Annotated in this window: 11 protein-coding genes; 7 read left to right on the top strand and 4 right to left on the bottom strand. The window is 60.6% G+C overall.

Annotation, left to right across the window (positions count from 1 at the left end; translation table 11 throughout):
• Positions 1-108 precede the first annotated feature (108 nt).
• The 4 genes from alr (at position 109) to ICY20_RS07730 (ending at position 4,502) form a co-directional block, all read left to right on the top strand.
• Positions 109-1,182 carry an alanine racemase gene (gene alr, locus ICY20_RS07745; protein ID WP_194937243.1) on the top strand — a complete coding sequence of 358 codons (1,074 nt, stop codon included), beginning with the start codon at positions 109-111 and terminating at the stop codon, positions 1,180-1,182.
• A gap of 116 nt (positions 1,183-1,298) precedes the next feature.
• Positions 1,299-1,847 carry a cupin domain-containing protein gene (locus ICY20_RS07740; RefSeq protein WP_003176893.1) on the top strand — a complete coding sequence of 183 codons (549 nt, stop codon included), beginning with the start codon at positions 1,299-1,301 and terminating at the stop codon, positions 1,845-1,847.
• 181 nt (positions 1,848-2,028) lie between these two features.
• A complete protein-coding gene (locus ICY20_RS07735; protein ID WP_159956525.1) occupies positions 2,029-2,442 on the top strand; it encodes a c-type cytochrome in 414 nt (137 codons plus the stop codon).
• A gap of 137 nt (positions 2,443-2,579) precedes the next feature.
• The gene (locus tag ICY20_RS07730) at positions 2,580-4,502 is read left to right on the top strand and encodes an acetyl-CoA hydrolase/transferase C-terminal domain-containing protein (RefSeq protein WP_159956360.1); all 1,923 of its coding nucleotides are present in this window, start codon (positions 2,580-2,582) and stop codon (positions 4,500-4,502) included.
• Positions 4,503-4,631: 129 nt separating this feature from the next.
• Here ICY20_RS07730 and ICY20_RS07725 read toward each other — a convergent pair whose 3' ends face one another.
• Both ICY20_RS07725 and rep read right to left on the bottom strand, forming a co-directional pair.
• On the bottom strand, positions 4,632-5,204 hold the full coding sequence (locus tag ICY20_RS07725; protein ID WP_010207474.1) for a xanthine phosphoribosyltransferase: 573 nt from the start codon (positions 5,202-5,204) through the stop codon (positions 4,632-4,634).
• Positions 5,205-5,262: 58 nt separating this feature from the next.
• The gene (gene rep, locus ICY20_RS07720; protein WP_159956358.1) at positions 5,263-7,272 is read right to left on the bottom strand and encodes a DNA helicase Rep; all 2,010 of its coding nucleotides are present in this window, start codon (positions 7,270-7,272) and stop codon (positions 5,263-5,265) included.
• 255 nt (positions 7,273-7,527) lie between these two features.
• Here rep and ICY20_RS07715 point away from each other — a divergent pair, with 255 nt between their 5' ends.
• Positions 7,528-9,192, top strand: coding sequence for a putative bifunctional diguanylate cyclase/phosphodiesterase (locus ICY20_RS07715; protein WP_159956356.1), 1,665 nt, complete (start codon positions 7,528-7,530; stop codon positions 9,190-9,192).
• Between the two features lie 128 nt (positions 9,193-9,320).
• On the opposite strand, the gene ICY20_RS07710 is transcribed toward ICY20_RS07715, so the two are convergent.
• Entirely contained in the window at positions 9,321-10,724 is a 1,404-nt protein-coding gene (locus tag ICY20_RS07710; protein ID WP_194937242.1) for a NorM family multidrug efflux MATE transporter, read from the bottom strand.
• A 152-nt stretch (positions 10,725-10,876) separates the two neighbouring features.
• On the opposite strand from ICY20_RS07710, the gene ICY20_RS07705 reads away from it, so the two are divergent.
• Both ICY20_RS07705 and ICY20_RS07700 read left to right on the top strand, forming a co-directional pair.
• The gene (locus tag ICY20_RS07705; RefSeq protein ID WP_159956352.1) at positions 10,877-11,797 is read left to right on the top strand and encodes a LysR substrate-binding domain-containing protein; all 921 of its coding nucleotides are present in this window, start codon (positions 10,877-10,879) and stop codon (positions 11,795-11,797) included.
• A 164-nt stretch (positions 11,798-11,961) separates the two neighbouring features.
• A complete protein-coding gene (locus ICY20_RS07700) occupies positions 11,962-13,938 on the top strand; it encodes a methyl-accepting chemotaxis protein (RefSeq protein ID WP_194937241.1) in 1,977 nt (658 codons plus the stop codon).
• A gap of 62 nt (positions 13,939-14,000) precedes the next feature.
• Here ICY20_RS07700 and ICY20_RS07695 read toward each other — a convergent pair whose 3' ends face one another.
• Positions 14,001-15,497 carry a YifB family Mg chelatase-like AAA ATPase gene (locus tag ICY20_RS07695; protein ID WP_159956348.1) on the bottom strand — a complete coding sequence of 499 codons (1,497 nt, stop codon included), beginning with the start codon at positions 15,495-15,497 and terminating at the stop codon, positions 14,001-14,003.
• Positions 15,498-15,529: the final 32 nt, after the last annotated feature.

The raw sequence follows: 15,529 nt of genomic DNA, 5'->3' as shown, positions 1-15,529 counted from the left end.
GAATCGGCCGTCGTGGCTGCATTGCCTTAAAATGAAACCCTTTCCTGGCGCCGGCATTGTTGGTCGGCACCGGTTTTTATTCACTCTGCCGCCTAGAAGCCTGCCGCCATGCGTCCTGCCCGTGCCCTGATCGACCTCCAAGCCCTGCGCCACAACTACCAAATGGCCCGTGAAGTCACGGGGGCCAAGGCGCTTGCCGTGGTCAAGGCCGATGCCTACGGCCATGGCGCCGTGCGCGTGGCTCAGGCGTTGGAAACCGAAGCGGATGGTTTTGCCGTGGCCTGCATCGAAGAAGCGTTGGAGCTACGTGCCGCTGGCATTTGTGCGCCGGTGTTGTTGCTGGAAGGTTTTTTCGAAGCCGACGAACTGCCACTGATCATCGAAAATGATTTCTGGTGCGTGGTGCACTCACTGTGGCAATTGGAAGCCATTGAGCAAGCCAAACTGAACAAGCCGCTTACTATCTGGCTCAAGCTGGACTCGGGCATGCACCGCGTTGGCCTGCACCCCAAGGATTACCAAGAGGCGTACCAGCGCCTGCTGGCCAGCGGCAAAGTGGCCAGGATCGTGTTGATGAGCCACTTCGCCCGCGCCGATGAGCTCGACTGCGTGCGCAGCGATGAGCAAGTGGCGGTGTTCGAGGCGGCGCGCAAAGGCTTGTCGGCCGAGGTCAGCCTGCGCAACTCGCCGTCGGTGATGGGCTGGCCGAATGTGGGCAGCGACTGGGTGCGCCCGGGCATCATGCTCTACGGCGCTACGCCCTTTGGCGAAGACCAGGCCGTGGCCGCACGTTTGCAGCCGGTGATGACCCTGGAGTCGAAGGTCATCTGCGTGCGTGAACTGCCGGCCGGTGAGCCAGTGGGCTATGGCGCCCGGTTTATCACACCTAAACCGATGCGTATTGGCGTGGTTGCCATGGGTTATGCCGACGGCTACCCGCGTCATGCACCGACCGGTACGCCCGTGCTGGTGGCCGGGCAACGCAGCCAATTGCTCGGCCGCGTGTCCATGGACATGCTGTGCATTGACCTGACGGACGTGCCGCACGCCGGTCTCGGTTCTACGGTAGAGCTGTGGGGCAAAAACATCCTCGCCAGTGACATCGCCGTCGCCGCCGAAACCATCCCCTACCAGATCTTTTGCAACCTGCGCCGGGTGCCAAGGCTCTATTGCGGCGACTGACCGCCCGCTACGAACGCCGCCGCCCGGGATTTAGGCCCAAGTGTTGTAAATACTGAACGCTGTCGCCATGATAACGCTCAACTACAACAAAGCCTGAACCCTAGGAGGCACCTGCATTGGACGTCGGCGAACGACTGCAATCCATCCGAAAACTGAAGGGTCTTTCCCAGCGTGAGCTCGCCAAGCGTGCGGGTGTCACCAACAGCACCATTTCGATGATCGAAAAAAACAGCGTCAGCCCCTCGATCAGCTCCTTGCGCAAGGTGCTGGGCGGCATCCCCATGTCCATGGTCGAGTTCTTTTCCGAAGAGATCCTCCAGGAAATACCGACGCAGATCGTCTATAAAGCCAATGAGCTGATCGACATCTCTGACGGCGCCGTCACCATGAAACTGGTAGGCCGGGCGCACCCCAGCCGGGCGATTGCGTTTCTCAACGAAATCTACCCGCCGGGCGCTGATACAGGCGAAGAAATGCTCACCCACGAAGGCGAGGAAACCGGGATCCTGGTTGAAGGACGCCTGGAATTGGTGGTCGGCCTTGAAACTTTTGTGCTCGAAGCTGGCGATAGCTACTACTTTGAAAGCACCAAGCCCCATCGTTTTCGCAACCCGTTCGATGTGCCGGCGCGACTAATCAGCGCAGCGACACCCGCGAACTTTTAAGAAAAGAGGCGTCCTGCCAGCGTTGCAGAGACGCCCGCCGTTGTAACCGTGCGGCCTAATCTCCCTTTATTTAATAGGGTTGTTTCGGCCGGGCGGGGTAACCGCTATACTTTCGCCGCCTGCGAAACCGTGGCCGCAGGCGTGAATAGCCACCATTGAGGGTGAACGCGTGAACCTAATTATGAAAATGCTGGCTGCACCAGCAACCGTACTGGCCCTATGGGCTGTCAGCGCTCAAGCTGCGACCAACGACGACATTGCCAAGCGCCTGGAGCCTGTTGGCCAGGTGTGTGTCCAAGGCCAGGAATGCAAGGGGATGGAAGTTGCCGTGGCAGCGGGCGGTGGCGGTGGGGCTAAAACACCGGATGAGGTAATCGCCAAGCATTGCAACGCATGCCATGGCTCTGGCCTGCTGAATGCGCCGAAGATCGGCGATACCGCCGCCTGGAAAGAGCGCGCTGACCATCAAGGCGGCCTCGATGGCATCCTGGCCAAGGCGATCACCGGCATCAATGCCATGCCGCCTAAAGGCACCTGCGCTGATTGCACGGATGACGAGCTCAAGGGTGCAATCAAGAAGATGTCCGGCCTGTAACCAGCCGATCTTCGTCAAAAACGCCGCTTACGAGCGGCTTTTTTGTGTCTGCAATTTGTGTTTCGAGGCTGTTCTTTGCAGCAAAGACCCGCCACTCTCTGTCCAATCCCTAATCACGGAATGTTCAGGAGGGTCGGATGGTGCAGTTGTGTTCAATCGAGCAAGCAGTTGACGACGTACTGGCGCGCTTGCCGGCGCATATCCACATGGGCATGCCCCTGGGCCTGGGCAAACCCAACCTGTTCGTCAACGCGCTGTACCGGCGTATCGCCAAGTTGCCGCAGCGGTCGCTGACGATCTATACCGCACTAAGCCTGGGCCGTCCGCCGCTGGGGGATGGTTTGCAGAAGCGCTTTCTTGAACCCTTTATCGAGCGGGTGTTTGGCGACTACCCCGAGCTGGATTTTCTCGCCGACCTGCACAAAGCCACCCTTCCCAAAAACATCCATGTACAGCAGTTCTTCATGCAACCTGGCAGCCTGCTTCACAGCGAATCAGCCCAGCAGGATTACGTCAGCAGCAACTACAGCCACGCTGCCCGTGACATCAACGCTGCCGGCTTGAACCTGGTGGCGCAGCTGGTGGCCAGTAGCCCGGAACACCCTGATCGCCTGAGCTTGAGCTGCAACCCGGATATTTCGCTCGACCTGCTGCCGATGATCGCCAAGCGCCGTGACGCGGGGGAAACCATCCTGATCGTCGGCCAGGTTCATACCGATTTGCCCTACATGCCCGGCGATGCGGAACTGGGGATGGATGCCTTCGATTACCTGCTGGACGAAAAAGACAGCACCACGCTGTTCTCCACGCCGAACATGCCGGTGGGGTTCCAGGACCACTTTATCGGGCTGCATGCCAGCACGCTGGTGCGCGATGGCGGCACCTTGCAGATCGGTATCGGCTCCATGGGTGATGCGTTGACTGCCGCCTTGCTGGCGCGCCAGGCCGACAACGAAGCTTACCGATTGCTACTGACCGACCTTGATGTATACCAATGGGCGCCGCTGATCAGCCATGAAGGCGGCGTCGAGCCGTTCGCCCGTGGCCTCTATGGCTGCAGCGAAATGTTCGTCAATGGCCTGCTGGTATTGGCAGATGCGGGGGTTGTACGGCGCAAGGTCTACCCGGATGTGGCAACCCAGCAGCAGGCAAATGCCGGCACCTTGGACGATGCTGCACAGCCCGATGGCGTGTCGATCCACGGCGGCTTCTTTCTTGGCCCGCGCAGTTTTTACCAGCGCTTGCAGGAAATGACTCACGCCAAGCGCCTTGAATTCAACATGACCCGCATCAGCTACATCAACGAGCTGTACGGCCAGGAAGAACTCAAGCGCCTGCAACGGCTGGATGCGCGCTTTATCAACAGCGCAATCATGGTGACCTTGCTCGGCGCCGGTGTGGCCGACCAACTGGAAGACGGCCGCGTGCTTAGCGGCGTGGGTGGGCAGTACAACTTTGTGGCCCAGGGGCATGCGCTGGAAGGCGCGCGGTCGATCCTGATCTTGCGCAGCTGGCGCGAATCGGCGGGTGAGGTCAGTTCCAATATCGTCTGGGACTATGGGCATTGCACCATTCCCCGGCACCTGCGGGATATCGTCATCACCGAGTACGGCATTGCCGATTTGCGTGGAAAGACGGATGCCAAGGTGATCGAGGCGCTGCTTAATATCACCGACTCACGTTTCCAGGAGGGCTTGATCGAACGGGCGCAAAAGGCCGGCAAGTTGCCCAAGGATTTCCGGCTGGCCCCGCGTTTTGCCGACAACACGCCGGAGCGGCTCAAGGGGATTCAGGCGCGGCATCGTCGGTTGTTTCCGGAGTACCCGCTGGGCAGTGATTTTACGGATGAGGAGCGGGATCTGTTGCGGGCGCTGAACTGGCTCAAGAGCAAATTCAAGCTGACGGAGATGTTGGAGCTGGGCAAAGCGGCGTTGGATGCGCCGGAGCCGGAGGTGTTTCCCAAGCATCTGGAGCGGATGGGGTTGGATCAACCAGAAGGCCTTAAGGAGGACCTGTATCAGCGGCTGCTGTTGGCTGGCCTTCAGGCGACCGCCCACTAACAAGCACCACAAGGCAAATGTGGGAGGGGGCTTGCTCCCGATGAGGGAGTGTCAGTCAACAAACCAGTGACTGACACCCCGCTATCGGGAGCAAGCCCCCTCCCACATTTGAATGGTGTTGTTATCGAATTACTCGATGAAGGTGACTACGCCACCGGCCAGCGACTTCACCCGCGCCAGCGACTCAACCCGATACCCCTGCGCATCCAACTCCGCACGGCCACCCTGGAACGACTTCTCGATCACAATCCCCAAACCGGCAACGGTCGCGCCGGCCTGTTTGATGATCGAAATCAGTGCCTGGGACGCCTTGCCATTGGCCAAAAAGTCGTCGATTACCAGCACGCGGTCGCTGCTGGTGAGGTGGCGTGGGGAGATCGCCACGGTGCTTTCGACCTTTTTGGTAAACGAGTACACGGTCGCCGACAGCAGGTTTTCGGTCAGGGTCAGGGATTGTTGCTTACGCGCAAAAATCACCGGCACACCCAGGTTCAGGCCAGTCATGATCGCCGGGGCGATGCCCGAAGCCTCGATGGTGACGATCTTGGTGATGCCCGAGTCCTTGAACAGCGCGGCGAATTCGTCGCCGATCAGTTTCATCAGCGCCGGGTCGATCTGGTGGTTCAAAAAGGCGTCGACCTTCAGTACCTGATCGGAAAGCACGATGCCTTCTTCGCGAATTTTCTTGTGCAGTGCTTCCACGGAAAGCTTCCTCTAATGGCGCGTTGTGCGCCGAAAGTAGATTAAAAAGTAGTCGATTCTAGCGCTTTAACATCGCGCGTATGTCCGCCAGGGCGGTGTTGCCGCGAACGGCCTTCACCTCGGTCGGGGTGTCGTCAGTGCCTTCCCAGGCCAGGTCGTCCGGCGGCAGCTCATCCAGGAACCGGCTGGGGGCACAATCGATGATTTCGCCGTATTGCTTGCGCTTGGCGGCAAAGGTGAAGGCCAGTGTCTGGCGCGCGCGGGTAATGCCCACGTAGGCCAGGCGGCGTTCTTCTTCGATGGTGTCGGCTTCGATACTGGAGCGGTGCGGGAGGATTTCCTCTTCCATGCCCATGATGAACACGTAGGGGAATTCCAGGCCCTTGGAGGCATGCAAGGTCATCATCTGTACACCTTCAGCGCCGTCTTCTTCTTCCTGCTGGCGTTCGAGCATGTCGCGCAGCACCAGTTTGCCGATGGCGTCTTCGACGGTCATCTCGCCGTCTTCGTCTTTTTCCAGGGTGTTCTTCAGGGCTTCGATCAGGAACCAGACGTTGCCCATGCGGTAATCCGCGGCCTTGTCGCTGGAGCTGTTGGTGCGCAGCCAGTTTTCATAGTCGATGTCCATGACCATGCTGCGCAGGGCGCTGATCGGGTCTTCGCCGGCGCATTGCTCGCGCACCTTGTCCATGAAGCGCTTGAAGCGCGACAGGCGGTCGGTGAAGCGGGTGTCCAGGTGTTCGCCCAGGCCGATTTCGTCGGTGGCGGCGTACATCGAGATCTTGCGTTCGGTGGCGTAGTTGCCGAGCTTTTCCAGGGTGGTGGAGCCGATTTCCCGGCGCGGCACGTTGATCACGCGCAGGAAGGCGTTGTCGTCGTCCGGGTTCACGATCAGCCGGAAGTAGGCCATCAGGTCTTTTACTTCCTGGCGCCCGAAAAAGCTGTTGCCGCCCGACAGGCGATAGGGAATCTGGTGATGCTGCAACTTCAGCTCAATCAGCTTGGCCTGGTAGTTGCCGCGATACAGGATCGCAAAGTCGCTGTACGGCCGGTCGGTGCGCAAGTGCAGGGTCAACAACTCGACGGCGACGCGCTCGGCTTCGGCGTCTTCGTTGCGGCAGCGGATCACGCGAATCTCGTCGCCGTGGCCCATCTCACTCCACAGTTGTTTTTCAAACTCGTGGGGGTTGTTGGAGATCAGCACGTTGGCGCAGCGCAGGATGCGGCTGGTGGAGCGGTAGTTCTGCTCCAGCATCACCACTTTCAAGGACGGGTAGTCGTCCTTGAGCAGCATCAGGTTTTCCGGGCGGGCGCCGCGCCAGGCGTAGATCGACTGGTCGTCGTCGCCCACCACGGTGAACTGGTTGCGCTTGCCGATGAGCATCTTTACCAGCAGGTATTGGCTGGCGTTGGTGTCCTGGTATTCGTCCACCAGCAGGTAGCGCACCTTGTTCTGCCATTTCTCCAGAATGTCGGCGTGCTCTTCGAACAGCTTTACCGGCAGCAGGATCAGATCGTCGAAATCCACCGCGTTAAACGCCTTGAGCGTGCGCTGATAGTGGGTGTAAACGATGGCGGCGGTCTGTTCCTTGGGGTTGCGCGCGTTTTCCAGGGCTTGGGGCGGCAGGATCAGGTCGTTTTTCCAGGCGCCGATCATGTTCTTGATCTCATCCACGCCGTCGTCGCCTGCGTACTCCTTTTGCATGATGTCGGTCATCAGCGACTTCACGTCGGTCTCGTCGAAGATCGAGAACCCCGGCTTGTAGCCCAGCCGCACATGCTCCTTGCGGATGATGTTGAGCCCCAGGTTGTGGAAGGTACACACGGTGAGGCCGCGGCCTTCGCCACCCTTGAGCAGGGTGCCGACGCGCTCTTTCATCTCGCGCGCTGCCTTGTTGGTAAAGGTCATGGCGACGATGTACTGGGCGCGGATGCCACAGTTCTGGATCAGGTGCGCGATCTTGCGGGTGATCACGCTGGTCTTGCCGGAGCCAGCACCGGCGAGCACCAATAGAGGGCCGCCGACGTAGTTCACGGCTTCTTGCTGCCGGGGGTTGAGTCGGGACATACAGAATTTTAGGGGTCGTTATTCAAAAGGGCGGGCATTTTAACAGGCTGGCAGGATTCTGCTCTGTCAGAACGACAGTGTGACGTACCACTCGATCTAAATTTGCCGGTTTTGATACTTTGCCGCAGGATGTGAGGGCATTTAGGACTATTGTTTGTAATCCGTGTATTTGATAACCCCTATCATTGGTGATTATCAGGCCGCACGTCATAATGCCCGCCGCCAACGAAATCTTGCAGAGTCTAGGGAGCTAGCTTGTCTACGCCTGTCGAACCCTTGCGTTTGCTGCTATTGGCCGATACGCCTGAGTGGGCAGCGTTGTTGCGCGAGTGCCTGGCGCCGATGGGCGAGGGGGCTGTGCTGATCAGCGCGCCAAATTGGGACTCGGTGAGTCGTTTGTTCGACGACGACCACAGTGCAGTGCTATTGACCACGCCCAGCCTGCAACCCGGCCCTGGCCGTTGCAGCTTGCCGTGCGTGTTGCTGCTGGAGCAGGAGCCGCTGGTTTCACCCTTGGGTGTCAGCGATTGGCTGGTTCGGGATGTATTGGACGCCGATACAGTGCGCCGCTGCCTGCGCCACGTGCGCGAGCGCGGGGTGTTGGAGAACACTCTGCAACGCTTGGCCGAACAGGACCCACTTACCGGCATCGCCAACCGTCAGGGTTTTCAGACTTTACTGGCGGCGCGGCTGGCCGAGAACGAGGGGCGCGGCCTGGCCCTTGGTCATTTGGACCTCGACAACTTCCGTCATGCCAACGACGCTCTTGGCCACCAGGCCGGCGACCGGTTGATCCTGCAAGTGGTGTCGCGGCTTAAAAGCCAGCTCGAAGCCGGCGACCAACTGGCCCGCCTGGGCAGCGACGAATTCGCCCTGCTGATCGACACCCGCCGTGCGCCCCAACGCGCCGAGTGGATGGCTGAGCGCATCACCGAAGTCATGGCCGAGCCCTACTGGGTCGACGGCGAAAGCCTGTTGATCGGTTGCAGCCTGGGCGTCGCCCATGCGCGCGCCCGTGCCGGTGCCGACCCGCTGATGTGGCACGCGCATATCGCCATGCAGCAAGCCAAGAGCACCCAGGGCTGCACCTTTCATATCTTCAACGAACGTATCAACCGCAATGCCCGAAGCCTGGCCGATCTGGAGTCGGAGTTACGCCGGGCGTTGCGTCGTGATGAGCTGGAATTGCATTACCAGCCGCGACTGGACTTGGACGATGGGCATATTGTCGGCCTGGAAGCCTTGGTACGTTGGCGCCATGGTGAGCGTGGCCTGTTGCCGCCCAGCGAATTCGTGCCCCTGGCCGAACAGAGCGGGCTGATCGTACCGCTGGGTTACTGGGTGATCTCCCGAGCCCTGCGAGACATGCAAGACCTGCGCGAGCGCGGCCTGCCGCCGCTGCACATGGCAGTTAACCTGTCGTTCCGCCAGTTCCAGGACGGCCAATTGCTTTCGACCCTCAGCCGACTGATTGCCGAACGAGGGGTAGACGCCCGCTGGCTGGAATTCGAACTGACCGAAACCGCCGTGATGCGCCGTAGTGACCTGGTCAAACAGACCATGGACGCCCTTGGCCGCCTCGGCGTGCGGTTTTCCCTGGATGACTTCGGCACCGGTTTTTCATCGTTCGTGCACCTCAACAGCCTGCCGATTGCCTTGCTGAAGATCGACAAGAGCTTTGTCGGCGGCATGGAAGAGCGCGAAGAGAACCGCAAGCTGGTGCACGCCATGATCAACCTGGCGCACAACCTCAACCTGGAAGTGGTGGCCGAGGGCGTAGAAACCCCTGAGCAGTTGGCGTTGTTGCGGCTATTTGGGTGTGACCAGGCCCAGGGTTATCTGATCAGCAAGCCGTTGCCGCTGCCGGAGTTGGTGGAGTACCTGACGTTCGGCAAAGGCCAGCAAGCGCTGCTGGGCTGACTTGCAAACCCAACCCAAAGTGGGAGCGGGCTTGCTCGCGAATGCAGTGTGTCAGTCAATAAATCTTCACCTGACCTACCGCATTCGCGAGCAAGCCCGCTCCCACAGTTTTTGACCGAGTAGGGCGCTTACTCTGCTTGTGCCGGTTGAAATGAGGTTTGAACATTCGGCTCCTGCCGAATCATCCGCTTCATCTTCACCTCAAACGCCCAAGTCAAACTCACCGCCGCACACGCCAGCCCCAGCGCCAAGCCCCACCACACACCGGTTGGCCCCCAGCCCCAGGTAAACGCCATCAACCAGGCGGACGGTGCACCGATCAGCCAATAGCAACCCAGGCCCACCAGGAAGGTGGTCTTGGCGTCTTTGAGCCCACGAATGCAGCCCATGGCGATGGTCTGCACGCCGTCGAACAATTCGAACCACGCCGCTACAGCCAACAGGCTGACGGCCAATACGATCACGTCGTGGAACGCCGGGTCGTTGTGGTTCAGGAACAGCCCTATCAGCGGGTCGGAAAACAGCCACAACACGACGGCAAAGCCCAACATCACCACAGCACCAAAGCTCATACCGACCCGACCGGCCATGCGCGCGTGCAGTAATTGCCCGGCACCGTAATGCTGGCCGATACGCATGGTCACTGCGTAGGACATCCCCGCCGGCACCATGAATGCCACCGAGACAATCTGCAGGGCGATCTGATGCGCCGCCAACTGCGTGCTGCCCATGGTGCCCATGCACAGCGCGGCAAAGGCAAACAGCCCGACCTCCACTGCATACGTGCCGCCAATCGGCAGGCCCAGGCGCCACAGCTCGCGCAGGTACTGAGTGTTGAGGCGCAACAGGCCGCTGCTCAGCGGGTAAGCGGCATACGCACGGTTACTGCGGATGTACCAGATCAACGCCAGCGCCATGCCATTGGCGACGATCGCGGTCACCAGGCCGATGCCCATCAGGCCGAGTTTGGGCAGGCCGAACATGCCCTCGATCAAGGCGTGGTTGAGCAGGTAGTTGAGCACGGTGCCGCACAGGCTGATCACCATCACCGGGGTAGCCTTGCCGATGGCGCTGGTGAAGCCGCGCAAGGCCATGAAGCTCAGGTAGCCGGGCAGGGCGAACGGCAGGATCGTGAGGAATTGCCCCGCCGACTGCACGTTGGTTTCGGTCTGGCCAAACATCAGCAGCAGCGGTTTGAGGTTCCACAGCAACAAGCCGGCCGCCAGGGCCATCAGCCAGGCGAGCCATAGCCCGGCTTGGGTCAGGCGGGTAGCGCCTTCGATATCGCCCGCACCGTGACGGATCGCCACCAGGGTGCCCACGGCGGCAATCACGCCGATGCAGAAGATCGACACGAACGAATAGCTGGCTGCGCCCAGACCGCCGCCGGCCAATGCTTCGGGGCTCAGGCGCGCCATCATCAGGGTGTCGGTCAACACCATCAGCATGTGCGCCAACTGTGAGGCAATCAACGGCCCCGATAGCCGCAAGATGGCCCAGAGTTCGGTACGTGCAGGATGCTGCATGATCATCACGCTCAACTAGTCAGGGGGTTGTGGAAGGGTTGATTCTCGGCGCTCCCAGCCCATTGCACAAAGGGATAAAAACGATGCTCTGCATGATTAAAACTCATGCCTGATTGATTCTGGTAGGGTTTCGCTGTCCTGCTGTCGGAGTTTTCTTCATGTCTCGTCGTCTTCCTCCTCTTTATGCTTTGCGGGCATTCGAAGCCGCGTCTCGACACAACTCGTTCACCCGCGCAGCGGAGGAATTGTCGATTACCCAAAGCGCGGTGAGCCGACATATCCGCACGCTTGAGGAGCATTTCGCCTGCCGCCTGTTTCAGCGCAGTGGTCGCACCCTGCAACTCACCGAGGCGGCGCGCCTGCTATTACCCGGCGTGCGCGAGGGGTTTGGCGCATTGGAGCGGGCCTGCCATACCTTGAGTGCTGAAGATGACATCCTGCGCATGAAGGCGCCGTCTACGCTGACCATGCGCTGGCTACTGGCGCGGCTCAGTCGCTTCCGCGCAATGCAGCCGGGCAATGAGGTGCAACTGACCAGCGCCTGGATGAACGTGGATGAGGTGGACTTCAACCAGGAGCCGTTCGACTGTGCGGTGCTGTTGAGCTACGGGCATTTTCCGGCGGACTGGGAGGCCTGCTACCTGTTCCCCGAGTTTTTGATCCCGGTGGGGGCGCCGAACTTGCTGGAGGATGGCCCATGGGACGCTGAGCGTTTGGCTGGCGCTGAGTTACTTCACCCCACGCCCGACCGGCGGGACTGGCGCAATTGGCTGGAACGCATGGGGCTGACCTCTCGGGTATCCCTCAAAGGCGGCCAGGTGTTCGATACGCTGGAATTGGGCATGATCGCTGCCGCGCGGGGTTATGGCGTGTCCATGGGCGATTTGCTGATGGTGGCCGAGGACGTCGCCCAAGGGCGGCTGAGCCTCCCATGGCCCACCGCCGTGGCCAGTGGCGAAAGCTATTACCTGGTGTGGCCAAAAACCCGTCCAGGCGGTGAGCGGTTGCGGCGTTTAGCGGAGTTTCTTCAGGGTGAGGTCAAGGCCATGGAACTGCCTCACGTACGACGTCTCGACTGAAGCGTTGCAATCGTTTGCGCGATACCCCTGTGATTCGCTCAAGTATTGCCCGCGCCCGCCGAAGTAGGTGTGTTGGAACCATGGTGCTCCAACGCTACCCACTAGATAATTTGCCGAGCAGCGCTATGAGATCAGGATGATCCTGGCCTCGGCCAGGAGCTGTCATGTCTCAACCTCGCGCTCGGATTGCCTCCCAGTTAGGCCTCGCGTTAGCCGTGATTTTGGCTGTCGCCATTGGTGGCAGCACTGTTTTTGCCCTGCGTTCGCTGGACGCTGCCAACCTCGATACCCGTGAAGAGCACTTGGCCAGCGAAGCACGTTTGCTCGCCGACCAACTCAATACGTTTCACGGCACTTTGCGCGAAAGTACCCAGCGCCTGACGGGGCTGTTTGAGAAACGGTTCAGTGCCGGCTTGAGCGTGCGGGCGGATCAGTCCGTTGCGGTCGCCGGGGTACAGACCCCGAGCCTGTACTTGGGCAGCGAACTGCTGAACAACAACTTCGAGGAAGTGGACGAGTTCAAGCAGATGTCCGGCGGCGTGGCCACCGTGTTCGTGCGCAGCGGCGACGATTTTATTCGCGTCAGCACGTCCCTGACCAAGCAGGACGGCAATCGCGCCATTGGCACGGTGCTGGACCGCAATGGGCCGGCCTACCCGCGTGTGTTCAGTGGGCAGACCTACATCGGCCGCGCCGTGTTGTTCGACCGTTCTTACATGACGCAGTACAGCCCGGTACGCGACACCAGCGGTAAAGTCATTGCGGTGTTGTTTATCGGCTTTGATTACACCGATGCCCAGAACGCTCAGTTCGAAAACCTCAAACGCTTCCGCATCGGCCGCACCGGCTCCCTCGCGTTGCTCGATGAGCAAAAGCATTGGCTGGTGCCGCCGGCAGGTGTGCAAGCGCCGGACCAGGCGGTGCCAGTGATGCTGGACCTGGCCAAGGCGCCAGGCACCGGCCGCTTCTGGGCTGACAAAAACGAAGATTTCTACAGCGTGTCAGTATCTTTCGAGGGTGGCCCGTGGGCGGTGGTTGCGAGCATGCCCAAGGCCGAGATTCGCTCGGTGACGTGGGACGTCGGCATTCGTCTGGTGATCGGCAGCGTGCTGGCGATGCTGTTGGCAGTCGGCGCCACGGTATGGCTGCTGCGCAGCAAGCTGGCGCCGCTGGGTGACTTGGTGCGCCAGGCTGAAGCCCTAGGCGCGGGTGATTTGAGCGCACGCTTGAATGTGTCCAGCCATGACGAAATCGGTCAACTGGCGCGCAGCTTCAACCAGATGGGTGAAGCGTTGTCGACCATGGTGTCCCATATCCGCAAGGCGGCCGAAGAGGTCAACAGCCGTGCGCAGGCGTTGTCCGGTTTGTCCGGCGGGGCTTATGAAGGTATGGAGCAGCAATCCGGCGAGATCACCAGCATGGCCGGCGCGGTGGAAGAGTTCAGCGCTACCTCGTTGAATATCGCCGACAACATGGGCAACACCGAGCGCCTCGCTCAAGAAAATGCCCAACAAACGCGGATTGGTCGTACGTCGATGCAAGAAGCGTCATCGTCGCTGGAACATATCGCCACCGCGCTCAACAGCACGGCGACCGTCATCAACACCTTGGGCCAACGCTCCCAGGAAATCGGCGGCATTGTTGGGGTGATCACCTCGATTGCCGACCAGACCAACCTGTTGGCGCTCAACGCCGCAATCGAGGCAGCACGTGCCGGTGAGCAGGGCCGCGGGTTTGCCGTAGTCGCCGATGAAGTACGTAACCTGGCGTCGCGCACCCGAGAGGCCACCGACGAAATTTCCGGGATGATTCAAAGCATCCAGCAGGAAACCGGCAACGCCATTACCACCATGGAACACGGCAAAGTGTTGATGCAGGAAGGCTTGTCGCGCAACGCCGACGTGGCCTCGGCGCTGGCGAGCATCGACGAGCAAAGCCGTTCGGCGGGGCAGCAGTTTGCGGCGATTACCACGGCGACTCAGGAGCAGAGCAGCACGGCGACCTTGCTGAGTAGTAATTTGCAGAGCATTGCGTTGGCCAACAGTGAGCAGCGTGAAGTGGTGTCGAATTTGGCGATTACGGCCAAAGAGCTGGAGACATTGGCGTCTGGCTTGCGCCATGAGGTAGACCGCTTCCGCTGACACGCTGCATTTCAAATGTGGGAGGGGGCAAGACCCCTCCCACATTTGAATCTCCACCAGGCTCAAGTGATCGCGGCCGGCCGGTATTGCAGGGCCTCTTGCAGATGATGGCGAGCGATCGAGTTTGTCTGCTCCAGATCCGCCAACGTACGCGCCACCTTCAAAAGACGATGCGCGGCCCTTAGCGACAGCGTCAGCCGCTCGCACGCAGTCTCCAGCCAGCCTTCATCGACCTTCGACAGCCGGCAGTGCTCGCGTAAGCCCGGCAGATCCAGAAACGCATTGGCACAACCCTGGCGCCGTTGCTGGCGTTCGCGAGCATCGGCGACCTGCGCCGATGCAGTGGCGGTACTGTCACCGGGCTGCTGTGTCGGACTCAGTGCAGTGCTCTCTCGCGCAACGGTCAGGTGCAGATCGATTCGGTCCAGCAGCGGCCCTGAGAGTTTATTGCGGTAGCGTTGAATCTGCTCCGGCGTACAGCGACAGCGCCCGCTGGGTTCACCCATGTAGCCGCAAGGGCAGGGGTTCATCGCCGCCACCAATTGGAAACGCGCCGGGAAACTCACCCGGTCGCGGGCGCGGGAAATCACGATATGCCCTGACTCCAGGGGCTCACGCAGTACCTCCAGGACCTTGCGATCAAACTCCGGCAACTCGTCCAAAAACAGCACACCGTGATGCGCCAGGGTGATTTCCCCAGGCTGTGGCTTTGACCCGCCGCCCACCAATGCGGGGCCTGATGCCGAATGATGTGGCTGTCGGAAAGGTCGGTGCGGCCAATGGCTCAGCGGCGCCAGGCTGACCACCGACTGAATCGCCGCTACCTCAAGGGCCTCCTGTTCGCTCAGCGGCGGCAGTAAACCCGGCAGGCGGCTGGCGAGCAGGGTCTTGCCCGTTCCCGGTGGCCCGCTGAACAGCAAGTTATGGGCGCCCGCTGCCGCAATCAGCAATGCGCGCTTGGCGGCGAGTTGGCCCTGTACTTCGCTTAAGTCTGGGTAAGGCTTATTCAAATACAGCAAGCCATCGGACTTGTAAGGCTCGATGGGCTGATGCCCATTCAGGTGCGCCACGACCTGGAGCAGGTGGTCCACCGCAATCACCTTCAACCCCGATGCCAGGCACGCTTCTTCCGCATTCGCCCGAGGCACTATCACGGTGCGTCCGGCCTTGCGCGCGGCCAGAGCCGCTGGCAGCACACCCTTGACCGCCCGTACTTCCCCCGACAAGGCCAATTCACCCAGGCATTCCACGTCATCGAGCATCAACGCTGGCACCTGCACGCTGGCGGCCAGGATCCCCAGGGCAATCGCCAAATCAAAGCGCCCGCCGTCCTTGGGCAGGTCGGCGGGCGCGAGATTGAGGGTGATGCGCCGGGCGGGGTATTGCAGCGCGCAGTTGAGGATGGCGCTGCGTACGCGGTCTTTGCTTTCCTTGACGGCGGTCTCCGGCAAACCCACCAGGGTCAGGGACGGTAGACCGTTGGCCATGTGCACTTCGACCGTGACGGCGGGGGCTTCGACGCCGACCTGGGCGCGGCTGTGGACGATGGCGAGGGACATGGGTGTTCCTTGAAATGAGGTCCGCTTCCTGC

The organism is Pseudomonas pisciculturae (assembly GCF_015461805.1).
In the GTDB taxonomy this organism is placed as follows: domain Bacteria; phylum Pseudomonadota; class Gammaproteobacteria; order Pseudomonadales; family Pseudomonadaceae; genus Aquipseudomonas; species Aquipseudomonas pisciculturae.
The sequence above is the reverse complement of the archived record's forward strand: the minus strand, read 5'-3'. Positions and strand labels throughout refer to the sequence as shown.

Bases quoted from the DNA above. Each gene is read 5' to 3' on its own strand.
- alr (WP_194937243.1), top strand. From the start codon at position 109: ATGCGTCCTGCCCGTGCCCTGATCGACCTCCAAGCCCTGCGCCACAAC.
- ICY20_RS07735 (WP_159956525.1), top strand. From the start codon at position 2,029: ATGAAAATGCTGGCTGCACCAGCAACCGTACTGGCCCTATGGGCTGTC.
- ICY20_RS07730 (WP_159956360.1), top strand. From the start codon at position 2,580: ATGGTGCAGTTGTGTTCAATCGAGCAAGCAGTTGACGACGTACTGGCG.
- rep (WP_159956358.1), bottom strand. From the start codon at position 7,272: ATGTCCCGACTCAACCCCCGGCAGCAAGAAGCCGTGAACTACGTCGGC.
- ICY20_RS07710 (WP_194937242.1), bottom strand. From the start codon at position 10,724: ATGATCATGCAGCATCCTGCACGTACCGAACTCTGGGCCATCTTGCGG.
- ICY20_RS07705 (WP_159956352.1), top strand. From the start codon at position 10,877: ATGTCTCGTCGTCTTCCTCCTCTTTATGCTTTGCGGGCATTCGAAGCC.
- ICY20_RS07700 (WP_194937241.1), top strand. From the start codon at position 11,962: ATGTCTCAACCTCGCGCTCGGATTGCCTCCCAGTTAGGCCTCGCGTTA.
- ICY20_RS07695 (WP_159956348.1), bottom strand. From the start codon at position 15,497: ATGTCCCTCGCCATCGTCCACAGCCGCGCCCAGGTCGGCGTCGAAGCC.